This is a genomic window from Psychrobacillus antarcticus (assembly GCF_029533155.1).
Lineage (GTDB): Bacteria > Bacillota > Bacilli > Bacillales_A > Planococcaceae > Psychrobacillus > Psychrobacillus antarcticus.
Genome location: NZ_JAIZDB010000013.1, coordinates 69,423 through 95,630 on the forward strand (window position 1 = coordinate 69,423; position 26,208 = coordinate 95,630).

A 26,208-nucleotide genomic window follows, 5' to 3' on the forward strand; every position below is an offset into this window, starting at 1 on the left:
ACCTCCTCAAGATGAGTGAGATGCCTTATAAACGGAAAGTTGATTTTTACCATTATTTTTTGCTTTATACAATTCGGTATCTGCATAGTGGAAAAGTTTATTAAAACTTAAATTTTCACTTCGATGCCAATTCGAAATACCAATAGATACCGTTACGTAAGGGTTGGTATTTTGAGGAATAGCCATTAATAACTGTTTCCCCATCTCTATACCTTGTTCCAGTGACATATGTGAAAGGTATAGAGCTAACTCTTCCCCACCCCATCTGGCACTGATTCCTTTATTTTTAATCATTCCTTGTATAACCCTTGCTATTTGAATTAAAATTTCGTCCCCTTTTTGATGACCATGTGTATCATTAATACGTTTAAAATTATCAATATCAATAAGTACAAAGACACCTTGAACATCTGTCTCCATCGCTTTTTCAACATACCTATCTAAATAATTTCGTGCAAAAAGATTTGTTAAATGATCTCGATCAACCATTTGTTGTAGCTTGTTTCTTAAGGCTGAATTGCTAATAGCTAAAGACGAATGCTGTATTAAGGACTGCATTAATTTGTAACTGTCAAAAGAGAAAAAATAGGGTTCCTTATGCATAATAATACTAAATCCAGTTATATTGCTTTGTTCTTTTAAAGGTATAGCCACTATAGAACGATACTCATATTTTAAATCGGTTAAACGATTGAAATCGGCAATGAATAAAGAATCGTTAGCTTTTTTAAAGTGATTCGTGACATATTGAATATAAAGCTGCCCATCTATCGTATGAAATAATTCAGTACTTGCTGGTGAAATTTTATATTCATCATTTTCTATAAATACAAAGCCTACGTGCTCTGGTTGGAAAAACTTCATAAACTGATTTCTTAAAAAGACAACCATTTGATCTAATGATAAATTCAAATTCAGCTTATGCGACGTTTCGTTGATCAGTTGTAAATCAGATACCAAACGATGCGACTGAATATATAACTTAGCATTTTCTAATGCATTGCCCGCAGCTGCAGCAAGTAAGATGGCAAATTCTCTTTGCCTAATCGAAAATAAGTAATCTAATGGAGCAAAAAGTTGTAAAATGCCATATATCCCTTGTTTTCCGACGATTGGAATATTCAGTAATCTACAGCCTAAGTCCTGAGCTAACTCTGTTGTAATTTCGCCAGAGACAAAGGCCTCAACCGTAGTATTTCTTTCGGTAGTATAATCGAATAACTTATATGGCGCAGACGTTTTACGATCTTGATCATTTGATAGGATAAGAATCGACTTAAAATTAGGAAAAGCTATTTGAATCGAGTTTAGAGCCCCTTCTAATATTTGACCGATATCTAATGTCGAATTAAACATTTTCGTTAAATTAAACAAATTTCGATACTGGTTTTCCTGTTGTGTTAAGAATACTGATTTTCTAATGATTTTAGCTAATTTAGTAATAGATTCCATGAATTCTTCTATTTCCAGTGTTTGCGTAAATTCTTTCCATTTTTCTGTGGATTCCATTATGATTAATCCAAATGGCTGTTGGTCCGCATCTCTTAATAACAAAGCTGCGTCATTATCGGAACAATATTTTATTTGATGTGTATGCACATCGATAAAGTCTTTATCATAGAAAAACGTTTCAATCTCAGACCATTTAATAGCATTTAGCTTTTTTGTAAAAGAATGATTCCATGAAAGTTGTAAGAATGTTTCCGAATCGTATATAAAATATTCTGCTTTTTGTATGTCAAAAAAGTCCAACATAACAACTTTTAAGTCTTCAAACCACTTATTACTTGATTCATGTGTAAATACGCTTTCATTCCAAATATCTAGAATAGCGCTTTTTAGATGGCTCATTAAATCCTTGCTTTCCATTCCTTCACCTCTTTAGCTTTCCAAGAGCAACTATGATACTTTTATCACAGTTCCGAATAATTCAATATAACTATACTTTACCCTATTTATCCATTCTGTGTCTATCAAACAATTGCAATAAATTTTTGAATTAGAACATCGTTTGACTTTTAATATATATAGAGTTACAATGGGATTTGTGTAAAATAAATGCAGCAGTTGTATGGCCTAGATTGCTCATTTTGTTCCTCTATACTATATATAGATGGTGTATCCCGTAACCCTTGGCTGCTAGGGCGATGATACATGAAAACAAAATGTCTGCTAGTCTGAATACATCTGGTATTATTTTACAACAAAATAAAACCAACAATAGAGGAGGAGACATATATGTCTCGTTATACAGGTCCATCATGGAAATTATCACGTCGTCTTGGTATTTCACTAAGCGGTACTGGTAAAGAATTAGAAAAACGCCCTTACGCACCAGGACAACACGGTCCTACTCAACGTAAAAAATTAACTGAATACGGTATGCAATTACAAGAAAAACAAAAACTTCGTCACTCTTATGGTATAAACGAACGTCAATTCCGTACATTATTTGATAAAGCTGGTAAAATGCCAGGTAAACATGGTGAAAACTTCATGATCCTTCTTGAAACTCGCCTTGATAACATTGTTTACCGTTTAGGTCTTGCTCGCACACGTCGTGGAGCACGTCAATTAGTAAATCACGGTCACGTTAAAGTTGATGGTAAACGCGTTGATATTCCTTCATTCCGTTTAAAAGCAGGTCAAGAAATTTCTCTTCGTGAAAAATCTCAAAACCTTGATGTTGTAAACGAATCAATGGAAATTAATAACTTCGTACCAGAATACTTAACTTTTGATACAGACAACAAAGTTGGAACTTTCGTTCGTAATCCAGAACGTGGAGAACTTAATGCCGAAATCAACGAAGCACTTATCGTTGAGTACTACTCTCGTTAATTTTACTACTCTGCAAAGAGTCGTATTAAAAGCCTTCGAAACCTTGATAAAACAGGGTTTCGAAGGCTTTTTTCATTTAATTGAATAGCAGAATCACCTTCTACTATTACTTTAGATAAAAAGAGGACCCATCAATCATTTCAACGTCTTCTCGATTTTCAATCTGTTTGATTAAGGTAAATAGAGCTTCATCATTCGATTTGGCCTCAATCATACAATCGATTTGCGGAACTGTTCCTTTGATTTCTTTTAAAAATCTGAAAAACATGTCCACATCGACAATATCTGCATGATGACGGAATTCAGCATCACTTTTTGGACTGGAGATATGCATTTTGATTGGAAGTGGTGAGTCTTTCCAAGTTGCCACAACGCGCTCCCAATTATCTTCCCAGTTTTCGTTTTGATGGTAAGCAAGATGATGATGATAATCAAATACAAGCGGAATCCCCAATTTTTCGCATAAATAAAGTGTATCATCAAGTGTAAATGATGTATCGTCATTTTCGAGAATAATCATCTGTTGAACGGATTTTGGAATGTCAATCCAATTTCCTGCAAATCGCTCCAGTGATTTTTCTGTATCTTTATAGTTACCGCCGACATGAAGCACACAGCGATGAGTAGGGTCAATTTGCATTTCCTTTAACAACGAGTAATGCATATTTAAGGTTTTTAATGAGTTTTTGAATACTTCTGTTTTGGAGGAATTTAAAACAACAAAATGGTCTGCATGAAAATCAATTCTCATATTATGTTTTCGCGTAAACTCCCCTATTTCATGCAGCTTCTCTTTTAATGGCATTATGTAATCCCAATCGGGAAGTTCTCCATGATTGGCTAATGGAATCAGTCGAGAGGTTAAACGATAAAAATGAATATCACTAAAGACATTATGTTTTAGCAGTCTGTGTGTGTTTTCTAAGTTAGCCATTGCAATTCTTTCTAATTTGGAAATCGCCGCTTCACGATCCTTGTTTTTTTGGAATTGAGTGAACGTCATTGTTTTGGAAGGAGAAGCACTCTTAAATTCCATGCTCATCGCAACATATCCTAGTCGTACAATCGTCATTTTACCACCTCATCCATTAGTATGGAGAAAACATGTTTGTAGTAGACATAAGAAAGATTTTAATTAACGTATAATCTTCATTTCTAAAAAACTACAAAATGTGTACATAATAAAACAAACACCCCCATTTTTTGGAGGTGCTTAGGATGAATTATTCTATTACTAGAAATGTTTATGCTTCCACATTCCCTTAAATTTTCACACTTAGTTTTTTTTCATATTCTCTATTAAATCCAATAATCTTTGTTTCGTTTCATCCGCTTCTTCTTCTAGCATTTTAAAATTATAACCTGATCTATCTTCGTTAATTTCAACTTCTAATAAATCTCCCTCTTTTGCATTTACCGTAAATTTATCTTTTAATATGACTAGTTTATTTGCTTTATTATCCTTTTCAAATAAAACAACGAAAAAATCATCAAAATGATGTAATAAATATCTCTTAGCACTCACTGCGAACGTCCCCTCGATCCAATAATAAAAAATTATGATTAATTCCAAACTTTTGACCTAATATCATTTTAACCTATTTAATGTTCTTTATTAACTATTATTGAATCTTTTTTTATATTCTCGTTAAATTTGTGACTATTTATACAAAATTGGTTAACACTAAAGAGGAACTTTCAAGAAATGGAGGGTCTTTATTATGAAAAAGGATAAATCCTTTAATTCAGTTAATAAGAAGAAAAAAGACAATGTTACAGGCGAGAATTATCTAGAATACCAAAAATTAAACGAGCATGAAAAGAAACAACTGCAAGTGAAAGATGGACAGAATAATCATCATGTAGATGAGCGAGGCGGTTTTTAGTAAGCCATCTTATCCTTAAAAAGCTACTTCCCCATCTAGTATTGGGAAGTAGCTTTCATCTTATACAAACTTAATCATTTTATAGTTTTTCTTGCCTCGGCGGATGATTATAAACTCATCTTCTAATCGATCTGCTCCACTTACTACATATGCAACATCCGTCACTTTTTCGCCATTAATAGAAATGGCACCATTAGTTACATCTTCACGTGCCTGACGTTTAGATGGTGATACTGTAGCTTCCACTAGGAAGTCTACAATAGCTTTTTCTTCCTTAGCCATCTCAACAGAAGGCACATCTTTAAATGCATCTTTCATTTCTTCTGCAGTTAAGGCTTTCAAATTACCACTAAATAATGCATGAGAAATTCGAATTGCTTGGTCCAATGCTTCTTGTCCGTGGATTAGACGCGTCATTTCTTCTGCTAAAGTAGTTTGTGCTTTTCTTACATGTGGCTCATTTTCAACCGTTACTTCTAAAGCTTCAATTTCTGCTCGCTCTAGGAAAGTAAAGATTTTCAAGTACTTAATAACATCTGAGTCTGCTGTATTAATCCAGAATTGATAAAATTCGTATGGAGATGTCTTCTTAGCATCCAACCATACAGAACCTGATGAAGATTTACCAAATTTGGTTCCATCGGCTTTAGTAACTAATGGAATAGTAATACCGAAAGCCTTTGCATTTTCATCATGTGTTTTACGAATGACCTCTAAACCAGTAGTAATGTTCCCCCACTGATCAGATCCACCTACTTGCACTCGGCATCCAAAATGATCATATAAATGATTAAAGTCAATTCCCTGAATTAGCGTATAGGCAAACTCCGTAAAAGAAAGCCCTGTATCTAAACGGGAAGCAATAGAATCTTTTCCGAGCATATAGTTGATATTAATCAGTTTTCCAAAATCCCGTAGGAATTCAATAACATTCATGGAGCCAATCCACTCTTGGTTATTAACCATTTGTGCACCATTTTCTGTATTGAAATCAAAAATTTGTTCCATTTGTTTTTTTATACCTTGAACATTCAAATCGATTTGTTCTGTCGTTTGTAATTGACGCTCTTCTGAACGACCGGAAGGATCCCCGATCATTCCGGTTGCACCACCAACTAACAGAATCGGTCTATGTCCGTGCATTTGGAAACGTCTTAGCGTTAACAATGGTACGATATGTCCAATATGCATGCTATCCGCAGTCGGATCCACTCCACAGTACAATGATATTTTTTCCTTATTTAGAAGCTGCTCCATACCTTCCGCATCAGTTTGTTGATATAAAAGACCTCTCCAAGCTAAATCATCCAATAAATTCGTCATTAATATACCCTCCTTAAAATAAAAAAAGCCCCCACATGATAAAAATCATGCAGGGACGCTTAATCAGTTAGCGCGGTACCACCCAGCTTGAAGGAATTAATCCTTCCGCTTCAATCACCGTATCGTTGTGAGTACGTTTAACTCCAAGCCTGTAATTCGTTTTATACACTGACTAACTCTCACCAACCGTTAGCTCTCTTCACAGTATGCATAAAGACTACTTCGGACTTTTCTTCGTTAAAATATATACCTATTTTACCTAATCTACGTAGTATGTCAATAACTATCGTCTAACAATATGCGCTTATGGTATAATAGTTCAAGATTTAGGGGGCGAGAAATGAATGAAGAATTGGCAAAAAAAAATACAGATGTATAAAGATAAATTTGATATGTGGGAGTCTACTAAATGGGCTAAGAGTTTAAGGATATCCTCTAGTGTTATATGGAATTTAGGCCTACTTTTCATTGTCGGACTCCTGACAATGGGAATTTTCGGTGTATCTGTTGGAGCAGGTTACTTTGCTTCACTAGTAAAAGAAGAACCACTTCGTGCTAAGGAAGAAATGCGAACTGCTGTACTTAATTATGAAGAGACATCTGAAGTCTATTTTGATGAAAATGTGTATTTAGGTAAATTACGCACTGATTTAGAAAGAACAGAAACGAATTTATCTGAGGTTTCTCCTCATGTAATTGATGCTGTATTGGCAACGGAAGATGAGTATTTTGAAATGCATAATGGAATTGTTCCTAAAGCGATATTCCGCGGGTTACTTCAAGATGTATCCAATTCAGATACACAAACTGGTGGATCAACATTAACTCAACAATTGATTAAAAACCAAGTATTAACAAATGAAGTTTCGTATGAACGTAAAGCTAAAGAAATACTATTAGCAATGCGCTTAGAACACTTTATGAACAAAGAAGAAATACTAGAAGCATATTTGAATATAATCCCCTATGGCCGAAATTCAAACGGGAGAAATATTGCAGGGATAGAAACAGCCGCAATTGGAATATTTAATGTAAAAGCAAAAGATCTTAGTTTACCTCAAGCTGCCTACATAGCAGGTATACCACAAGCTCCGTTTGCCTACACGCCATTTCGACAAGGTGGCGAGTTGAAAGAAGGCGAAGCTCTACAGCTTGGTATTGATAGGATGAGGACTGTTTTATTCCGGATGAATGAAACTGGTTATATTACGGATGAAGAATATAATAATGCTGTTGGCTATGATATTACAAAAGATTTTAGACAACCAGAAATTGTTCCCGAAGATAAATACCCTTGGTTAACATACGAAATTGAAAATAGAGTTAAAGCTATTTTAAGAGATAAGTTTGCGGCAGCAGACTCAATTGATCCAGAAAGATTAGATCAAGAAGATAAACTATTTGAAAAATATGATATTTTAGCACAACGTTCCATTAGTACAGATGGTTATCGCATTCATACAACTATAAATAAAGACATGTATGAAGCTATGCTAAAAGTGAGAGATGAATTCGAATATTATGGTCATACCTTCCAAAAGGAAGTAAAAGATGAGGATTCAGGAGAAATGGTTTTAAAAGATTTTCCTGTTCAAGTTGGTGGAATGCTAATAGAAAATGGTACAGGTAAAATTCTTTCCTTCTTGGGAGGAAGAGATCATAATCTTAGTGATGTAAACTTTGCTACTCAAGGTATCCGACCAATAGGCTCTACGATCAAGCCACTCTTAGTATATGCACCAGCAATAGAATACGGTGTAATAGGTGCCGGTAGTCCGGTAGTCGATGTAAAATTAGAAAATTTAAGTAGCACTACGTGGGCTAAATCACCATCTAACTATACAACTGAGCAGGAACTAGGTATCATTTCTGCTCGAGATGCTTTGACAACGTCACAAAACTTGTCCACTATTCGATTATACGATTTAATCATGGATCGGAAGCCTACTGACTTCTTGACGAAAATGGGATTTGAGAGTATTGACGAGGCGGAGTATGCTAATCATGCACTTTCCATTGGTGGGATGACTAAAGGTGCAACAGTCGAGGAAAATACAAATGCATTTGGTACATTCGCTAATAATGGCCAATTTATTGATGCATATATGATTGAAAAAATTGAAGATGTAGATGGTAATGTTATCTATCAGCATGAAGTGGAAGCTGTACCGGTGTTCAGTGCCGCTACTTCCTACATTATTACCGATATGTTAAGAGATGTAATGTCTGAAGGAACTGCAAAATTAGCAAACTCTCGATTAAAATTCCAATCTGATTTTGGAGCAAAAACAGGTACTACACAAAATCATAATGATTCATGGCTAGTTGGCTATAACCCAAATGTTTCTCTAGGAGTTTGGTTGGGTTATGGAGATGACACACAAACATTATATTATATGAATAATCGTTACAATCACCCTAGCGTGCGTATCAATATGTTCTGGTCTAATATGATGAACGCTATGTATGACGTCAATCCTGAATTAGTCGATGCTTCTACTAACTTTACAGCACCTGAAGGAGTCGTTTCTAGATCTTTCTGTGGAATTTCAGGACTTGCCGTTTCTGATGCTTGTTCTCAAGCTGGTCTAGTGAAGACTGATTTATTTAACGCAGCTGTCTTATTACCAAATGCAAAAGATGACAGTCTAATCTCTTCCTCTTACGTTGAGATAAACGGAAATAGATATCGTGCGCTAGCTTCTACTCCAGGTGAATTTGTCGTAAGTGGTGGTTATGGAGTAAACGAAAACTTTATCAAGCGTATGCTTGGTAAATTTGGAGGCAATGCTTCTAAACTATTCCCTACAAAATCGGCCTTTGGAGGTAATGTCGTTTCTGAGGAAGTATTTAATGCTGACGGAAGCCCACCAGCTGGGGTCACAGCTACCATGACGAATGGCACAATTACTTGGTCTAATTCCGCTTCTGCAGATGTTGTAGGATACCGAGTGTATGAAGTCGTAAATGGACAAAGAGCTCTACTTTCTTCTAAAAAAGAGGCCGCGGGAAACAGTTTAGCTATTAATCGAGCAGGTCAATTTATCGCTGTTGCTGTAGATATCACTGGATTAGAATCTGGAGCATCTAATATAGTTTCTATAGAAGCTGCAGAACCACCAGAGCCAGTAGTGCCGGTAGAACCACCAACAGTACCTGATGAAGGTAAAGAGGAACCAGTGATACCTCCTGTTGTTGTAGAACCAGTTACTCCACCTGTGAATGAAGAACCTGTAACTCCTCCTGTAGAGGAAGCACCTACTTCTCCTGGTGAAGGCGGAGAATAATTCGGTCCAACTAAACAAGAGCCCAAAATTCGATTTAGAATCGGGCTCTTGTTTTCTTTTTTATAATTTTCAAGACAAATAAAAAGAGCATAATGTTCAAGTTCATGTTACAGTAAGAAAGAATATTTAAAAGTGAGAAGGCGAAAAACATGATTGAAGTAAAAACATCTACATTAAGTGATGGAGAATTCAATAGAGGGGTATTTGCTAAACGTGACATCAAAAAAGGAGAGCTTTTCCATGAGGCACCTGTCATTTCATACCCTAACGAACAGCATCATCACATTGAGCAAACCTTATTAGCGGATTACGCTTTTGAGTATGGGATAAATCACACTGCTATCCTTCTGGGATATGGTATGTTGTTTAATCATTCTTATACACCTAATGCAGACTATGAGATTAATTTTGATAACCACACATTCGACTTCTCTGCCTACACCGATATAAAAGCAGGAGAAGAAATTCTCATTAATTATAATGGTGAAATTGATAACAATGATGAACTTTGGTTTAATAAGGAATAAGAAGAAAAGAAGGCGATTCTCAATGAGTCGCCTTCTTTTATTTACTAGGAATCCAGTTGAATTAACGTTCATTCATTAGAATAGATTTTAAGATGCTATAATTCTCATTAAAAAATTGTTGGTGCTTTTCGATGCCACGTCTTTTACACCACCCCAATGAATTAAATGCATCCATAAAACGATAGAATGGTAATATGGCTTCTAAATCTATTAGTGGACGAATAGATTGATAGCCCTGTCGGTAAGCTTCTAATGTCCCTGGATTTTTCATAAATATGTCACGGTTAAGTTTTATGAAATCCATTTCCGTTGCACCAAATCGAGCACTTTCAAAATCAATAATTCCTGAAACCTGATTTTCATGGATAATAATATTCGCCGGCCGAAAATCCATATGTATAAAGCTCGGTCCATCTGGATTAGGAAGACATTTTCGTTGCTCTTCAAATAGTTCTATTGATTGTTTTAATAAATCCTCAGGTATTACTTCTTTAACATCTTCTGCAAAACCATAAAAATGTGTTTCAGCAAATGTTGACCATTGTTCATATACATTTGCAATCCCTTTATATGAATAGTTTTCTTGTGGAGAAACGTTATGTAACTTTGCATGGTGAATGCCAATATCATAGGCTAATATTTTATCAACCTTTCCAGAAACAGGCTGCCCTTTCATCTCCGAAAGCAAAAGAGCACCAGGTAATTCATCGTTCCCTTCCCAATATCCTAATAATGTTGGTACTGGTAATGCATCACTCAATATTTCTAACGCCTCATATTCACGTACTAATTTCACTTTAGAATAGGGGATTTTAAGATACACGATCTCATGATTCATTTGTTGTATTTTATATACTGTTGAGCTGAAGGAATCAGGAACATCCTCTATGGTAAGAACGTTTATTTTTAACTTTTTTATCATTTCATCTAATTGTTCCATTTAATTTCACCCACATCTTTTAGATTGCGAATATGTTGTGTAGTTTTAATAGCATGCATCTACTATTCCTTGATATTGAATAGGGCACTGTTGGTACTTACATAAGGAATGCCTGCTTCTATGTAACTTCTTACTAATTTCCAATCGCTCATGCTATTTCTTTTGAACGTTTGAAAGAATAAATTTGCTGTATCTAGACTCTTACCCTGAATAACCAAAGTAGCGGTTAAAATAACAATAGTTTCAAATTCTCTTAAAGGAAGAATGGAAATTACATTTATATTCCATTGAGCTATATTTTCTTTAGCAAAAGTGAAACCCTGCTTCCATCCATTTACTGACTCTTCATAACCAAAGTCAATTATATTTCCTCCTGTTACTTCCCTTGCTTCATAATCTTCTGATATAAATTCTATCAATTCCGTTAATGACGAAGCTCTCCAAACATCTAAATAAGTATCTAAAAACTTTTGGAATGAGTTGTCCATTAAAGAACCTCCTAAAAAGAATATTATTTTATATTTTCCCAATCGCATCGCGCTATTTCAGAGAAGACTATATTCATTACTTTAAAATTACACCTCAAACTACTACCTTGGATAATTTCAAATACAAAAAGCACTGCTAAACGCAATGCTTTTTGATTTTATATTCTGGTGATCATCCTTTTAGTTCACTTATACTATTAGTCTTCCATCGTAGATAAATCTCCTGTTGGCAGCTTTAACTCCCAAGCTTTTAATACTCTACGCATTATTTTACCACTTCTTGTTTTTGGAAGCTTATCTTTGAATTCGATTTCTCTAGGTGCTGCATGTGCTGCGAGTCCTTTTTTGACAAATAGTTTAATTTCTTCGATTAATTCGTCAGTTGGTTCATATCCTTCATTTAACGCAACAAAAGCTTTGATAATTTCGCCTCGTATCGGATCAGGTTTGCCTATTACCCCTGCCTCTAAAATAGCTGGATGCTCTAGTAATTTACTCTCCACCTCAAATGGTCCTACGCGCTCACCGGATGTCATAATTACATCATCCACTCGACCTTGGAACCAGAAGTATCCTTCCTCATCCATATAAGCAGAGTCTCCTGAGAAATACCATTCATCATTGATGAAGTAGGAATCGAACTTCTCTTTATTGTTCCACACTTGACGCATCATAGCTGGCCAACCCTTTTTAAGTGCTAGATTCCCCATTGTATAAGGTGGTACTATGTTACCCTGATTATCTATAATAGCTGCTTCAGTTCCAGGAAGTGGTTTACCCATGGAACCTGGTTTAATAGGCATAGAACCATAGTTACAGATCATTAATGCACCAGTTTCAGTCATCCACCAAGTATCATGTATTCTTTTGTTGAATACTTGCATACCCCATTTGATCACCTCTGGATTTAACGGTTCCCCTACTGATAACACATGACGTAATGAAGACAAATCATGCCGCTTGACGATGGCATCACCCGCTCCCATCAGCATGCGGTATGCTGTTGGTGCACTATACCAAACAGTAACTCCGTAATCATCTATCGCATTATACCAAGCATCTGGAGAGAATCGACCTCCGAGAATAAGTGATGTAGTTCCTGTTAACCAAGGACCGAAGATGCCATACGCTGTTCCAGTTACCCAACCCGGATCTGCTGTACACCAATAGATATCATCATCTCTAATATCCATTACCCATTTCATGGATTGGTATTGTTGCACCATTGCATTGTGTGCATGTAAAATCCCTTTTGGTTTACCTGTTGAACCAGAAGTATAGTGTAAAATCAGTCCATCTTCTCTATCAACCCATTGTATTTCAAAATCTTCTGAGGCATTATGTAATGCTTTTTTGAAATCGATAAACTTATCGGATTCCTCTACATTTTCACCAACTATAAATACAGTTTCTAAATCTGGTAATTTATCTAACGGTATTCTATCTAATAATTCCGGAGTTGTGACAATTGCTTTCGCTTTACTATCTAGTAATCGATCGTAAACTGCGCCTTCCATAAACGCTTCAAAAAGTGGACCAACAATCAATCCCAATTTTGTAGCTCCAAGAAGTGCAAAATACAGCTCTGGTGATCTCGGCATAAAAATAAAGAGACGATCCCCTTTTGTTAAATTCGAATGATTTACATATAGATTTGCAGCTTTATCGGTCCATTTTTTCATATCACCGAATGTATAAGATTCTTTACGTTCTGCATCTTGATAATGAAGTGCGATTTTATCCTTCTTATCAGATTCTGCATGACGGTCAATTGCTTCATACGCCATATTCACTTTTCCAGTTTTATGCCATGAAAACTCTTTCTCTGCATCTTCCCATTTAAAGTTTTTTGCAGTTTCTTCATAATTACTTAACTGGAAGTCCCCTTGAACTACTTGTAATGTTTCAATCTTCATCCTATTCACCCTTTCTATAACTATACTATTACATTCTACAATACTTCTTCGTACTTTTGCCAATCTTTATACTTTTTAGAATGTTTAATTAAATAAATAGAAGTAATCGTTTTCTTAATTTAAAATCATGTATAATAAATATACTTACAATTATCTAAATAGGCGGTGAAAATTTGATACATCCAAAAATGTATTATGCAGTGCAGAAAGAGACGGTATATGGCACTGTAGTTATTGAAGGCCCTGTTCCTTCTGAGGAAATTGCTAGGTTACAATTCCATGAGGATTTAGTAGCTTTTCGCGCACCCGCTCAGCAGCATCAAGCAATTATTGAAATTGCCAAGTTGCCAGAAGGAAGATTAATTATTGTGCGAGATCAAGAAACTATTGTAGGTTATTGTACATTCCTATATCCAGATCCACTAGAAAGATGGTCGCACGGGAATATGGAAAATTTGATAGAGTTAGGGGCAATTGAGGTAATACCAAAATTCCGTGGCACAGGAGTCGGAAAAACCCTTCTTCGTGTCTCCATGATGGATGATGCAATGGATGATTATATTACGATTACAACAGAGTATTACTGGCACTGGGATTTGAAAGGCACTGGTTTAAACGTATGGGAATATAGAAAAGTAATGGAGAAAATGATGCAAGCAGGTGGACTTGAGTATTTTGCAACAGATGACCCCGAGATTAGCTCTCACCCTGCCAATTGTTTAATGGCTAAGATTGGTAGCAGAGTTGATACAGATTCCATCCAACAATTCGATCAATTACGTTTTATGAATCGTTTTATGTATTAATCAATGACTAACTTTCTAACAAAAGGAGTTCATACACATGCTAGTTGAACAAATCATGAATACTTCCGTACCTACTTTAACACCGGAACACACGATTAATGATGCATTACAACTACTAAAAGAGAAGAAAATACGTCATGTACCAATTATTAATGATAAACGACAAGTACTTGGAGTCGTGACTGATCGAGACTTAAAAGATGCAACTCCATCGACATTACAAAATGTATCGGACCCTGAAATATACAATCGTACATTAGAAGAAATTATGACCAAAAATCCGATGACTGGTCATCCCCTAGATTTCGTGGAGGAAACTGCAAGTATATTTTATGATAATCGTATTGGCTGTTTACCAATCGTATCACATGGAAAACTGGTAGGAATGATCACCGAGTCCGATTTACTCTATAAATTTATCGAACTAACTGGCGTCCATCAACCAGGATCCCAAATTGAAATACGAGTTCCTAACAAACCCGGAGTACTGTTCGAAGTTTCCAAAGTTTTCCACGACCTAAAGATAAATGTGTTAAGTGTTTTAGTTTATCCTGATAAAGATAAAAGTGATTATAAAATCTTAGTGCTTCGCGTAAAAACAATAAACCCTCTTGGACTTATTGAATCTATTCGTGCCGTGGGCTTTGAGGTATTATGGCCAAATCACCCAGGACTTGGACTATGAAAGATGCAGTATTCGTCTTTTCCCAAGATCAGTTAGGCTATAAGTTTTCGGATACTCATCCATTCAATCAAAAACGGCTTACACTAACGGTTGATCTATTAAAAGAAGTAAATGCTCTCTCTTTATCAGATATTGTCGCACCTAGAATGGCTACAGACGAGGAACTACTTCTAGCTCATGATCCAAATTATATTGAGATAGTAAAAGAAGCAAGCAAGGAAAACGCAGATAGTACTAAATATGAAAGCTATGGAATTGGTACCGAGGATACCCCTATCTTTCCAAATATGCATGAGGCCAGTGCAACTCTTGTCGGAGGTACTTTGACCGCAGTTGACTATGTAATGGAAGGGAAATCATTCCATGCTGTGAATTTAGGTGGTGGTCTTCATCACGGTTTCAGGGGACGTGCATCTGGATTTTGTATATACAACGATAGTTCTGTTGCTATTAAGTATATACAAGAAAAGTATAATGCACGCGTTCTTTACATAGATACAGATGCCCATCACGGAGATGGTGTCCAATGGAGTTTTTACGATGACCCAAATGTGTGTACTATTTCGATTCATGAAACTGGAAGATATTTATTCCCAGGTACTGGGAATATCTCTGAAAGAGGAACTGGAGAGGGCTACGGTACCTCCTTTAATTTCCCTATCGATGCTTTTACCGAGGATGAGTCCTTTTTAGATATTTATCGTACAAGCTTTCGAGAAATTGTAGAAGCGTTTAAACCAGATGTTATTCTTACTCAGAATGGTGCTGATGCTCATTATTTTGATCCGCTTACTCATTTATATGGCACGATGAAAATCTATCAAGAGATTCCTAAGCTCGCTCATGAGCTTGCCCATGAATTTTGCAATGGTAAATGGATTGCAGTTGGTGGTGGGGGCTACGATATATGGAGAGTTGTACCTCGAGCTTGGTCCTATGTCTGGATGGTCATGAATGACATTCCATTACCTGAAGGCGAGTTACCAAAGAGTTGGTTAGATAAGTGGTCTAAAGAATCACCAATTCCACTTATCCCTACTTGGGAGGATCCTAATCCCCTTTACGAACCTATTCCGCGTAAGGTAGAAATTACGGAAAAAAATTTACAAATGTTGGATAAATCACTTTACCAATTGCGAAATCAGCAAGCATTTAAGAAACACCAGTAACCTAAAAGACTAACCCGTTCAGCAGAGTGGTAAAAAGCTCATATTACACACATAAATGGACTGTTAATTGTATGCTAATTAACAGTCCATTTATCAGGTATTAAATAAATATTACCATACGGTACTTTGGGAACTATTTGAAAGGTTTTTTGGGGCGGATATATAGAAATAAAATTACATACAACCACGAGTTTTAACTGGTGAAGAATTTTTTGATGTCGCTTAATTTAAAGGAGGGAATTCTTTGAAATCAGAAGATGTACTTTTTTTAATTGGCTTTGCAGTCATTATATCAATAATTATCTTTATCATATTAATAATTTTTCGAAAAAGAAAAAAGATGGCACGGATAATCGCTTTTATAATCATCGGTAGTTATATTATTTTTTTCACAATTTATCCTACTATACGTTCAAATATTCATGCACAACGTTATGATGAATTAGAGGAATATTTACAGAACACATATCCAAACGAAGAGTTTCATATTGAATATAGAGACTACAAGTATGTCATTCAATTAGGAGATTTTGACGTAAGTAATAGGTCTACACCAAATAGAGGGGTTACTTATCGTGTAAAAACTGGTGGAGAAATAATTCAAATGAATGGTTCGTGGCAAAAATAATAATACTTTAAGAAATAGTATGTTTTATTTTCTTTACATACCATATTTGAGTTTGGTTTTATTCTGGAGATTGTTATACATTTTTCTTTGTACAAATGATAAAAGTCAATGACTACAAGGTGCTATTGATAAAAATTCGAATACCTAAATAATTATGGCTTAGTTCTCACTCAAGGAGAACTAAGCCATTTTGAATGTTTGTGCCATTGAAATGAACGGGTTACAAAAATGGCTACTGGCGTTGATTTACTTAACAGATTCTCTCTCTTCAATCCAATACGGAAGAATAACCGTGTCTTCTTCAATATTCTCTTTGTTCATATGCTTCGTCAGCAATCTCATAGAAACTGCCCCAATTTCATACAAGGGCAAAACTACACTCGTTAATTGAGGTCTAACCATTCTGGAAAGTTTTGAGTTTTCAAAACTCATTACTTCGATATCCTCTGGTACATTTAATCCATTATCTTGTGCCCCATGGATCAAACCAATAGCAATTTCATCATTACCAGCAAAAAATGCAGTTGGCGGATCCTTTAGCTCTCGTAACTGATTCCATGCAACAAGGCCATCGTCGTATGTATTATTAACACCAACAATAAGATCTGTATCAATTTCAATACTTGCCTCATTTAACGCTTTTTCATATCCTGATAGCTTGTATAGTCTTGTAATTGTGCTATCAATAGATCCAGATACAAAAGCAATCCGTGTATGACCATTTTTGATAAGACGGTTAACAGCATCCACTGCTGCTTGATGATATTCGATATTTACTGAAGGAAAAGAGTTAGAAGCTTCCACTGTTCCTGCTAATACAATCGGAACCGTTGTTCTTTTCATTTCATGTAACATCTCAGGAGATATTTCATCACTCATCATAACTACCCCATCCACTTGCTTACTAAGTAATGTGGAAAGCAATTGGACTTCTTTATCTTTTTGCTGATCGGAGTTAGTTAATATGATGTTATAACGATACATTGTTGCAATATCCTCTATACCACGAACAAGCTCTGCATAAAATACATTCGAAATATCTGGAATAATAATGCCTACCGTTTTTGTTTTTTTACTTGCTAGCCCCCGTGCTACAGCATTTGGTCGATACTCCAGTCGTTCAATAACCGCTAACACCTTTTGCCGCGTAGCTGGCTTCACATTCTGATTTCCATTCACAACACGTGAAACAGTTGCCATCGAAACATTTGCCTCTCTTGCAACATCGTAAATTGTAATAGTCAACATTTATCCCTCCTTCACCTTTTCACATACAAAATATACATATATGCTTCAATAATACTTGATAACCTTCCTAACTTTCAATTAAATAGTAAAACCGACTCTAAAATAAGAGTCGGTTTTGTGAATTTTTTCACTTATTAAGCATGAATTTCATGATTCTTCAAGAATTTTTGTATGGAATCATAAAACTCATCAAATTGCTGTAAGTTCATTTGTTGTGCAGCATCCGATAAAGCTACTGCTGGATCTGGATGAACCTCTGCCATTACGCCGTCTGCTCCAATTGCAATTGCAGCTTTTGCAGCAGGTAAAAGAATATCACGACGTCCAGTTGAATGTGTTACATCTACAAATACCGGTAAATGTGTTTCTTGTTTTAAAATTGGGACAGCTGAAATATCTAATGTATTTCGAGTTGCACGTTCATACGTACGAATTCCACGTTCACATAGGATAATTTGGTCATTACCTTGAGAAGCAATGTATTCCGCTGCATGGATAAATTCATCTAGTGTAGCAGCCATTCCTCGTTTTAACAGGACAGGTTTATTGATAGATCCAACTGCTTTTAATAATTCAAAGTTTTGCATATTACGAGCACCAATTTGTACTACATCAATATAATCTAGTGCTTCATCTAAATGACTTGGCGTTACAATTTCAGATACTGTAGATAAACCAAATTCTTTTGAAATTTTCTTTAATATTTTTAATCCCTCTAGTCCTAATCCTTGGAAATCATAAGGAGAAGTACGTGGTTTATATGCTCCACCACGGATTAGTTTTAAACCTTTAGACTGGATAGCTGCTGCTACCTCTGCTACTTGCGTATAAGATTCTACAGAACAAGGACCAAATACAAAAGAAGGTGTTCCTGTTCCAATTTTTTCACCATTGATATTGACAATTGTGTCTTCTGGTTTTCTTGTACGTGAAACAAGAAGTGCTTTCTTTTGATCGTCCACTTGTAATTCCAAAGCAGTCTTAAAGATTTCTTTAAAGATATGCTCAACCGTAGATTGTGGAAGTGGTCCAGCATTATTTTCTTTCAAGTGATCTAACATATGTCTTTCGCGAAGAGGATCATATCTATTAACACCTTGCTTCTCTTTTACTTTACCAATCTCTTGAATAACACCAGTTCTTTCGTTAATTAACTGTAAAATTTCTACGTTAATTTCATCAACACGTGCGCGTAATGCGTCTAAATCTACATGACTCATAGATAATTCTCCTCTCTTCTCTCCACCGGTACTTTATAACGACAGAAAATTGTGATATATTTTTAGATATAAGACATATTATAATCAATGCATGGGAAAATGTCACGCATTTTATTTTAGCGATTCAACTCGTTAAAGCGCTTGTCTGAAAAAGGACGTGAGAAATTGACATCAAAGTTATTTGCTTTAGATATTGGGACAAGTTCAGTAGTAGGTATTATCCTAGAAGAACATGGGGAGTCTTTTCATGTTGTTGATATATTAGTTGAAGAACATAAAGAACGGGCAATGGTTGATGGTCAAATACATAATGTATTAAAAGTGGCAGAAATAATTCAGTCCGTTAAAGAAAAGTTAGAAAAAACGCATGGCAAACTTGAAAAAGTAAGCGTGGCCGCTGCCGGAAGAGCGTTAAAAACAGAGCAAGCCGAAGTAATAATGGACATCAAAAATAGACCTATTTTTTCAGAAGATGACATGAATCGACTGGAGTTATCAGCTGTTCAAAAAGCACAAAGTAATCTAATCCAAAATGATACTGATAAACATACCAATCATTATTATTGTGTTGGATACAGTGTTGTCTATTATCGATTAGATGGGGAAGAAATCGGAAGTTTAGTAGATCAACAAGGAAACGAAGCATCAATTGAGGTAATTGCTACTTTTCTTCCACGTGTCGTAGTGGAGTCTCTTATTTCTGCATTAAAACGGGCAGACTTAGAAATGGAAGCATTAACGTTAGAACCAATTGCCGCGATTAATGTGTTGATACCCCCTTCCATGCGAAGATTAAACGTTGCACTAGTAGATATTGGGGCCGGAACTTCCGATATTGCCATCACAGATTTAGGAACTGTGGTTGCCTACGGTATGGTAGCAACAGCTGGTGATGAAATTACAGAAGCTTTGAGTGAACATTACTTGTTGGACTTTCCACTTGCCGAGGAAGCAAAAAGAATGATTAATACCGAGGATTTTATCCAAATTAAGGATATTTTAGGCTTCGAGCAGGACATCCCTAAAGATGAAGTTGTTGAATCACTAAAACCTGCTATAGAAGTTTTAGCTAGTTCCATCTCAAACGAAATTCTTCGACTAAATAGTAACAAGCCTACAAAGGCCGTTATGCTAGTTGGGGGAGGAAGTTTGACGCCAACCCTACCTCGTATTTTAGCTGAAAAGCTAAATTTGCCTGCAAATCGTGTAGCAGTGCGGGGGATAGATGCAATTCAACACTTAACGTTGGCCGAGCATATACCAATTACTCCTGAATTGGTAACACCTATTGGGATTGCTATCGCTGCAAAGCGCGCACCAATTCAATACATGTCCGTGCAAGTAAACAATCAAATTGTCCGTTTATTTGAACTGAAAGAAATGACTGTTGCAGATGCTTTTTTAGCAGCTAATATTTCTGCTCGTAAACTCTATGGAAAACCCGGAGCCGCTTTAACTGTACAAGTGAATGGGCAAATCATTCATATTCCCGGAGAGCATGGAAAACCAGCTGTTATCCATTTAAATGGGTTAGAAGCTAATACAAAAACATCTATTCAAAGTAATGATAAGATAGAACTTTTAGAGGGAATTGACGGTAAAGAAGGGCTTGCAACAATGCGAGATCTGCTGGACGATGCGACTATTAAATCTATTACATTCCAAGGGGTTATGTATATAGTAGAACCTATCGTTAAAATAAATGGAAAAAAGGTATCTTTAGAAACTTTGTTGCAGGAGAATGACAAAATTACTGTAGAGACTCCGCAAACAGTCGAACAAGTGTTAAATGCTATTCATAAAGAAAATTACTTGACGCAGCTTCAATCCTATACAGTGACTATAAATAATAAAAATCAATTTATCCCTAAATTCTCATCCAAGTTATTGCTAAATGGAAATCCTGTAAAACTATCCTATTCAGTTCAAGAGAAAGATATTATACAACTGGAAACTGTTAGTTCACCAACGTTGGCAAAACTAGCACATCAGCTTGAAAAGAAATTAGTAGACCAAATAAAGATTTCGTTCCAAAAAAAATCAGTGGAGCTTTCGAGAGAATGTGCAGTTGTGCATAAAAATGGCGTGCAGTTGTCCCAGGACGCTATTATTCCTAATGAGTCTACTATTCAATGGCAAGATGTTAACAGCTCTCCTTGGATCTTTCAGGACGTTTTTCGTTTTACAGAATGGAATATGCCAGAACATGCTGGTTCCTTCCAGATTTTAAAAAACGGAGAGCCTTCACGTTTTGATGAAGAGATATTCGGTGGAGATCAATTGGAGATTGTATTTGAATGAATTACACAAAAAAGGTACCAAATTGGACTCTTTTTTTGATCTTTTCATCTAACAGTGATATCATGAATACCCCTTCTTATTAGTTCGATATGCAATCCATGCTGTTTTTAAAGCAGCATAATTGCCTACAGCTGCATAGCCATAAAACCACCCCATGAAAATGCCTGCAACCAAATTATTTGGATGGCTAATGAAAATCGAAATTAATAGACCTATTATTAAAGCTACATATGGAATATATTTGTTAGGTATTTTAAAATATATTTTTATAAATTGCGTTAGGATGATTATTACTGGTACAGCTATCAGAGCATCCCAAAAGTTTGTATGAATATCTGGAAATTTCATATTGTCACCTCTTAGATAGAAGCGTGCCCGAATATTTAAATTTCTATTCAGTTTAAACAGATAACAGATTAGTTTTCTAACCCGTTCAGTTCAATGTTACAAACATTCAAAAAAACATTAGAATTAACATACCAATTAGCTTTATTTTTGACGCATAAAATGGCTTAGTTCTCCTGGAGTGAGAACTAAGCCATAACTATTTCAACATCCGAATCATTTACTCCTTCTTGAAGCAAAGCACCAGTCACTTTAAGAAGATCGGGATAATTTCACTTGCTTCACAGTTGTTCATACCTATAATTTGTAAGTGATTGTATGAATTCGTGTACGCTACTAAACATTTGGTCTGGTTGAACACTAAATTCTAGTGTCTGGTAATCTGGCAACCATTGTACTCCGATTGTATGTACGTTAGCTTGTTTACCAGCCAGAATGTCAGCTTCACTGTCCCCTATGAAAACAGCTTCGGTGTTTTTTATGCTAAGTTGTTCCAACGCTTTATTTACTCCCTCTGGATGGGGTTTTGGAATATCAACATCATCACCAGTAATGATTACATCAAATAAGTCATTCATATTAAGGAATTCTAAAGAAATAAGCAGACTTCTACTTGCTTTTCCTGTTACAATCCCTAATTTATAACCATCTCTTTTTAATAGCAGAAGTAAATCGCTAATTCCCTCATTATCCAAAACGAGTTCTCTGTGCTTTTCGGCATATTTTTTATAATATAGTTCGATTGCTTTGTCATGATTTGAATCTATAAGGTTTTCTATGATGATTCCAGTTTCAGATGGACCGAACATAGCTTTAATCTCATCTGAAGTTACTTCAATGTTGTCAAATTCCTTAAATACAGCTTGAAACGCATAAAAACAAATCGGCAAAGTATCAGCAAGAGTACCATCAAAATCAAAAATAATTGCTTTAATAACTACACTCCCTTTATCAATTTTTTAAAAAAACGCCTTAATAACTTATTTTGGTATAAATTGAGTCTTCAACACCTGGAAGTAGTTTATATATGCTCTTATCGAGTAGTCCTTCTAACTCGTTTTTAATAGTATAAAAACCCTGCCAGTGAAGGGAGGTGTGAGAATTTGTTCCGTGACGTAAACCAACTGATACCAATCTATTTTCAAGTGTAGTAAAACCTTCGGAATCAGCAAGAGCATCACACATAGTGATTACTTTATTGTAAATATCATATGTACTGTTTCTATCTAAGACTTCAACCAATTTTATCTTCATATGTTCGGGGACAAGGCTCCAGTCAGCTGCTATTTCTATTTGTTTATTCCTGTTCGGAAATGAATGTGTAACACAAACAAATGCGTTTCCCAGGAAACCTAATTCCTCAAAATAAGTGTAGCCATCATATGAATGAATAACAGATTTAGTAAATCCTTTATACCTACCCATATCGTGTAAGAGGGCAGCATTATAACCTAAATCAACATCAAGTTCATATCCATTATTATTTAATTCCACCAAGATGTTTTCAGTTGCTTTTGCAACATTTAGAGAATGTTTAAACCAGGGTCCTTGATTTTGTGCATATGCCCATTCTATAAGCTCTTTTGCATAATCTCTATCCAATATATATTTCATGGGAAGTTTCTCACTTTCTAATTTATTCGTAATCTATTATCTTCTACTATGTAATCAACTAAATTGTCCTATTCTTTAATACGTATGATATGAAAAGTAGTTTCAATATTAAGTAAATTATTCATTTAAATCTCTCAAAAAACCATTGCTGCTTACTGAACTAGTCGAGTAGAAGGGAACCTCTCTACCTTACGGTAGATTGTATTCCTCCCCCCTTCATAGAAACCGTGCTTGCGCAATTCACGCACACGGCTCCTCCTAGTCATCATTCAAAAAATGTAGCTAATCTTCTTTCTTAAATCGTATATATTCACTTTAATTCTTGGTGAAGGTAACGGGTATTTATGAAGAAAGAGATTGAATTTATCCCAAGTAAAGGATTTTCTTTGACTTCTTCTGTTGAGCCATTTAAAGAGTAAATATTGAATTTTGCCTCTAAATTGGTGAACACTTTGAGTGTTATCCGTGATGCAATAGTAGTTGTAGTAACCTACAAGCGAGCGTTTAAATCTATCCATCATCATATGAATATCTTTATTTCGGTTACTCTTTATCATTTTCATAGATCGCATTTAGTATTTTTGTAATGCCTTTCTGTACATTCTTATCTTCATGTTCCGGTATCCCCAATGGTCTTTTGTTGCTGGAGTTAAGCTTAGGGATGTACATTCTCCTTACGGGAACAGGGTGATAACTTTTACTTTTGAGCCTACTTACTAAGTCCACTATATTTTCCTCTAGTGTTTCACTGTATCGCTCTTTAGTTGTGCCATTAATCCCAGTTGCCTTCTTATTAGGTAATTCATGATGGCAATGAACTAGAGATTGCTTATTTAGTAAATGTGCAAAAGATGTAAATTTCATTCTCGGTTCAGATAGAAATCATTTGTTAAAACAAAAATCAATCCATTGGTTGTGAATTAAATCAGTATTTCTTATCCAGTAAGTTAATCAATTTTCCCTTTACATCAATCCATTCGGTATCAACAATACTGTAAAATATATTGTCGTGAATAGTCCCATCTGCCTTAATCCTATGTTTACGAAATATACCTTCTTTTACTGCGCCTATTCGTTCAACTGCTTTTTGAGAGCGTACATTTTGTCCACTAATTGAAAATTGAACACGCAGTACCTTCAGTTCTTCAAAACAATATTGAAGTAATAAAAATTTACATTCTGTGTTCACCTTCGTTCTCCAAACTGATGGAGAAAGCCAAGTCCATCCTATTTCAACATTTCGATTTGCTGTATCTATGTCACCAATACGAGTTGTCCCAATTACTTCACCTGACAATTTATCCTTTATTATAAAAGGTAATTGCTTGCAGTCATTTTTGCTTTGTACAGCTATCGTTAAAATTTGTTCTATATCATCAAATGTTTTAACTTCCCTCCAAGTATATTTCCATACATCAGGGCTTTTTATAGCTTCATATACTTGTTCCTTATATTTCATCTCAAGAGGAACAAGTGTGATTCTATTTCCTTCTAATATTAAATTTGTATCAATTTTCATTGTAATTTATCTCCTTTAACTAATTAAATAGACTTTTCTTCATAATACATCAATACAAAAAATTGACGTCAAAAGAGAGAAATTTTTGTTAAACTAGTCGAATAGAAGGGAACCTCTCTACCTTACGGTAGATTGTGTTCCTCCCCCCTCACAGAACCGTGCTTGCGCTATTCACGCACACGGCTCCTCCTAGTCACCATTCACAAAATTTAACTAATCTTTTTTGCTCAGATTTTGCTAATTCTGCTATCCTTACTAGTTTTGTTTCCATTTATTATCCCTATCGCTATGTGTAGTAAATGTGTCCCTAGTAAGGGTGATAATTAGGTAGCAGCCTTTCCTCCATAACGTAATAATGGAAAATTTTTCTTGGAATTAATAAAGAAACAGACCGTAATGGCAGTTGCTTTAAAAGGTGTTTATTCAATAACACATATTTATTGGCGTTGTGTTTTTCTTTTCATAATTCGCTCGTTAAGATACACTTTTTTGCAAGAAAGTATCTTTATACATACACAAAAAATTTTCCAATTGTGCTGGAGTTAGAGAATGCAACTCCACAGGAAAATCCTTTACTTTCAAATACCTCTTGTTTTTCATTTTATCCCTCAGAAGGTTTCTTGCTCCTTCGCGTGCGCCTTGGTGCAAATACACCTTATCAGGTACTAATCCGATGCAAGCACCAACCCGTATAGACGCATCATCCGCGGCTAAGGGACCAATTCCTTTAATTTTATTTACCATTTTATATAAATCATGAAATTTTATTACTTTCGATAATTCTTCAAAATTGTTAAGGATGAATAGTTCCAAATTAGCCTTGGCTGTTTTCTCGACTTGGCATTGATGGGGGTGTGTCTTGCCTTCCGAAGTAATTGCCCATCCTATTAACTTGGCGAGCATCTTGACATCATTATTATGGCTTTGATAAGAAAAACCGGGCAAAAAAACGCCCGGTCCTCTAGGATCTAAACCTGTTTCTACTGTTTTCGAAGGGCTTTGTACAGATTTATTGCTATATAATTACCATTTGTTTTTTTAAAGATGCTGGTCGTGACTAAAGTCACGACCAACATCTTTTTTTCTCGGTAATCTTATGGCTATTAACTGTCCGTCGCCCTTCTACAACTCTTAGAAACAGGTAAGTACATTTTTGGATAACTAGAGAAAAGATACTTTCCTAATAATTGAGGAGGCTCACGAAGATGCAATTTCGTTCGCTATTTCACTTCTTTATTTAGTAAACACTTACTAATTCTCTTATTACCACTATATAAAAGAAGATCTGATTTCTTCCTTATTTATTCAATAATCGATTTTATAACTATATTAACTTTGTCTACTCTTATCGTCTTAGCGATAAGCTCTGCTAATCTTCTTATCGAGTACTACTCACTTAATTGATTGGAGTGAAAGGTGGCGACTCCAGCGGGATGAGGGAGACAGATGAGACATCACAGCGACG

Annotated in this window: 25 protein-coding genes and 1 other annotated feature; of the genes, 9 read left to right on the plus strand and 16 right to left on the minus strand. The window is 35.5% G+C overall.

Annotated elements, in window-relative coordinates:
• Nucleotides 1-6: 6 nt before the first annotated feature.
• Nucleotides 7-1,869 carry a GGDEF domain-containing protein gene (locus LDK52_RS08595; protein ID WP_277585539.1) on the minus strand — a complete coding sequence of 621 codons (1,863 nt, stop codon included), beginning with the start codon at nucleotides 1,867-1,869 and terminating at the stop codon, nucleotides 7-9.
• A gap of 369 nt (nucleotides 1,870-2,238) precedes the next feature.
• Between LDK52_RS08595 and rpsD the strand changes: the two genes are divergently transcribed.
• A complete protein-coding gene (rpsD, locus tag LDK52_RS08600) occupies nucleotides 2,239-2,841 on the plus strand; it encodes a 30S ribosomal protein S4 (RefSeq protein ID WP_277585540.1) in 603 nt (200 codons plus the stop codon).
• Between the two features lie 106 nt (nucleotides 2,842-2,947).
• Here rpsD and uvsE read toward each other — a convergent pair whose 3' ends face one another.
• Complete coding sequence (gene uvsE / locus LDK52_RS08605) at nucleotides 2,948-3,913, minus strand: UV DNA damage repair endonuclease UvsE (protein ID WP_277585541.1); 966 nt, start codon at nucleotides 3,911-3,913, stop codon at nucleotides 2,948-2,950.
• A gap of 204 nt (nucleotides 3,914-4,117) precedes the next feature.
• The gene (locus LDK52_RS08610; RefSeq protein ID WP_277585542.1) at nucleotides 4,118-4,366 is read right to left on the minus strand and encodes a hypothetical protein; all 249 of its coding nucleotides are present in this window, start codon (nucleotides 4,364-4,366) and stop codon (nucleotides 4,118-4,120) included.
• A gap of 196 nt (nucleotides 4,367-4,562) precedes the next feature.
• On the opposite strand from LDK52_RS08610, the gene LDK52_RS08615 reads away from it, so the two are divergent.
• On the plus strand, nucleotides 4,563-4,727 hold the full coding sequence (locus LDK52_RS08615) for a hypothetical protein (protein ID WP_277585543.1): 165 nt from the start codon (nucleotides 4,563-4,565) through the stop codon (nucleotides 4,725-4,727).
• A 60-nt stretch (nucleotides 4,728-4,787) separates the two neighbouring features.
• Here LDK52_RS08615 and tyrS read toward each other — a convergent pair whose 3' ends face one another.
• Complete coding sequence (gene tyrS / locus LDK52_RS08620) at nucleotides 4,788-6,050, minus strand: tyrosine--tRNA ligase (RefSeq protein WP_277585544.1); 1,263 nt, start codon at nucleotides 6,048-6,050, stop codon at nucleotides 4,788-4,790.
• A 48-nt stretch (nucleotides 6,051-6,098) separates the two neighbouring features.
• Nucleotides 6,099-6,294 (minus strand) — a binding site (T-box leader).
• Nucleotides 6,295-6,394: 100 nt separating this feature from the next.
• Here tyrS and LDK52_RS08625 point away from each other — a divergent pair.
• On the plus strand, nucleotides 6,395-9,337 hold the full coding sequence (locus LDK52_RS08625; RefSeq protein ID WP_277585545.1) for a transglycosylase domain-containing protein: 2,943 nt from the start codon (nucleotides 6,395-6,397) through the stop codon (nucleotides 9,335-9,337).
• Nucleotides 9,338-9,486: 149 nt separating this feature from the next.
• Entirely contained in the window at nucleotides 9,487-9,864 is a 378-nt protein-coding gene (locus LDK52_RS08630) for an SET domain-containing protein (RefSeq protein ID WP_277585546.1), read from the plus strand.
• A gap of 61 nt (nucleotides 9,865-9,925) precedes the next feature.
• On the opposite strand, the gene LDK52_RS08635 is transcribed toward LDK52_RS08630, so the two are convergent.
• The 3 genes from LDK52_RS08635 to acsA all read right to left on the minus strand — a co-directional run bounded on the left by LDK52_RS08635 (nucleotide 9,926) and on the right by acsA (nucleotide 13,208).
• Nucleotides 9,926-10,804, minus strand: a complete 879-nt coding sequence (locus LDK52_RS08635) for a phosphotransferase family protein (protein ID WP_277585547.1) — start codon at nucleotides 10,802-10,804, stop codon at nucleotides 9,926-9,928.
• A 62-nt stretch (nucleotides 10,805-10,866) separates the two neighbouring features.
• Nucleotides 10,867-11,292: a flavoprotein gene (locus LDK52_RS08640; RefSeq protein WP_277585548.1), complete on the minus strand. Its 426-nt coding sequence runs from the start codon at nucleotides 11,290-11,292 to the stop codon at nucleotides 10,867-10,869.
• A 197-nt stretch (nucleotides 11,293-11,489) separates the two neighbouring features.
• Nucleotides 11,490-13,208 (minus strand): acetate--CoA ligase, encoded by a 1,719-nt coding sequence (gene acsA / locus LDK52_RS08645; RefSeq protein WP_277585549.1) that lies wholly within the window; start codon nucleotides 13,206-13,208, stop codon nucleotides 11,490-11,492.
• Between the two features lie 173 nt (nucleotides 13,209-13,381).
• Here acsA and LDK52_RS08650 point away from each other — a divergent pair, with 173 nt between their 5' ends.
• The 4 genes from LDK52_RS08650 to LDK52_RS08665 all read left to right on the plus strand — a co-directional run bounded on the left by LDK52_RS08650 (nucleotide 13,382) and on the right by LDK52_RS08665 (nucleotide 16,496).
• Nucleotides 13,382-14,014 (plus strand): GNAT family N-acetyltransferase, encoded by a 633-nt coding sequence (locus LDK52_RS08650; RefSeq protein WP_277585550.1) that lies wholly within the window; start codon nucleotides 13,382-13,384, stop codon nucleotides 14,012-14,014.
• Between the two features lie 37 nt (nucleotides 14,015-14,051).
• Nucleotides 14,052-14,699 carry an acetoin utilization AcuB family protein gene (locus tag LDK52_RS08655; RefSeq protein ID WP_277585551.1) on the plus strand — a complete coding sequence of 216 codons (648 nt, stop codon included), beginning with the start codon at nucleotides 14,052-14,054 and terminating at the stop codon, nucleotides 14,697-14,699.
• Nucleotides 14,696-15,868 carry an acetoin utilization protein AcuC gene (locus tag LDK52_RS08660; protein ID WP_277585552.1) on the plus strand — a complete coding sequence of 391 codons (1,173 nt, stop codon included), beginning with the start codon at nucleotides 14,696-14,698 and terminating at the stop codon, nucleotides 15,866-15,868. The genes LDK52_RS08655 and LDK52_RS08660 overlap by 4 nt, the downstream gene beginning before the upstream one ends.
• A gap of 244 nt (nucleotides 15,869-16,112) precedes the next feature.
• Nucleotides 16,113-16,496: a hypothetical protein gene (locus tag LDK52_RS08665; RefSeq protein WP_277585553.1), complete on the plus strand. Its 384-nt coding sequence runs from the start codon at nucleotides 16,113-16,115 to the stop codon at nucleotides 16,494-16,496.
• A gap of 246 nt (nucleotides 16,497-16,742) precedes the next feature.
• Here the strand turns inward: LDK52_RS08665 and ccpA are convergent, their stop codons facing one another.
• Nucleotides 16,743-17,741: a catabolite control protein A gene (gene ccpA, locus LDK52_RS08670; RefSeq protein ID WP_277585554.1), complete on the minus strand. Its 999-nt coding sequence runs from the start codon at nucleotides 17,739-17,741 to the stop codon at nucleotides 16,743-16,745.
• 137 nt (nucleotides 17,742-17,878) lie between these two features.
• Nucleotides 17,879-18,964: a bifunctional 3-deoxy-7-phosphoheptulonate synthase/chorismate mutase gene (locus LDK52_RS08675; protein ID WP_277585555.1), complete on the minus strand. Its 1,086-nt coding sequence runs from the start codon at nucleotides 18,962-18,964 to the stop codon at nucleotides 17,879-17,881.
• Nucleotides 18,965-19,129: 165 nt separating this feature from the next.
• On the opposite strand from LDK52_RS08675, the gene LDK52_RS08680 reads away from it, so the two are divergent.
• Nucleotides 19,130-21,265: a cell division protein FtsA gene (locus LDK52_RS08680; protein ID WP_277585556.1), complete on the plus strand. Its 2,136-nt coding sequence runs from the start codon at nucleotides 19,130-19,132 to the stop codon at nucleotides 21,263-21,265.
• A gap of 60 nt (nucleotides 21,266-21,325) precedes the next feature.
• Here the strand turns inward: LDK52_RS08680 and LDK52_RS08685 are convergent, their stop codons facing one another.
• The 7 genes from LDK52_RS08685 to LDK52_RS08715 all read right to left on the minus strand — a co-directional run bounded on the left by LDK52_RS08685 (nucleotide 21,326) and on the right by LDK52_RS08715 (nucleotide 25,646).
• The gene (locus LDK52_RS08685) at nucleotides 21,326-21,613 is read right to left on the minus strand and encodes a phage holin family protein (RefSeq protein WP_277585557.1); all 288 of its coding nucleotides are present in this window, start codon (nucleotides 21,611-21,613) and stop codon (nucleotides 21,326-21,328) included.
• A gap of 278 nt (nucleotides 21,614-21,891) precedes the next feature.
• Nucleotides 21,892-22,545, minus strand: a complete 654-nt coding sequence (locus LDK52_RS08690) for an HAD family hydrolase (RefSeq protein ID WP_277585567.1) — start codon at nucleotides 22,543-22,545, stop codon at nucleotides 21,892-21,894.
• 37 nt (nucleotides 22,546-22,582) lie between these two features.
• A complete protein-coding gene (locus LDK52_RS08695; RefSeq protein WP_277585558.1) occupies nucleotides 22,583-23,224 on the minus strand; it encodes an HD domain-containing protein in 642 nt (213 codons plus the stop codon).
• Between the two features lie 269 nt (nucleotides 23,225-23,493).
• A complete protein-coding gene (locus tag LDK52_RS08700) occupies nucleotides 23,494-23,796 on the minus strand; it encodes a group II intron maturase-specific domain-containing protein (protein WP_320415355.1) in 303 nt (100 codons plus the stop codon).
• Nucleotides 23,768-24,088, minus strand: a complete 321-nt coding sequence (locus tag LDK52_RS08705; RefSeq protein WP_277585569.1) for a reverse transcriptase family protein — start codon at nucleotides 24,086-24,088, stop codon at nucleotides 23,768-23,770. Before LDK52_RS08705 ends, LDK52_RS08700 begins: the two co-directional genes overlap by 29 nt.
• Nucleotides 24,089-24,149: 61 nt before the next feature.
• Nucleotides 24,150-24,743 carry a GNAT family N-acetyltransferase gene (locus LDK52_RS08710; protein ID WP_277585559.1) on the minus strand — a complete coding sequence of 198 codons (594 nt, stop codon included), beginning with the start codon at nucleotides 24,741-24,743 and terminating at the stop codon, nucleotides 24,150-24,152.
• Nucleotides 24,744-25,217: 474 nt separating this feature from the next.
• Nucleotides 25,218-25,646: a hypothetical protein gene (locus LDK52_RS08715; RefSeq protein ID WP_277585560.1), complete on the minus strand. Its 429-nt coding sequence runs from the start codon at nucleotides 25,644-25,646 to the stop codon at nucleotides 25,218-25,220.
• Nucleotides 25,647-26,208: the final 562 nt, after the last annotated feature.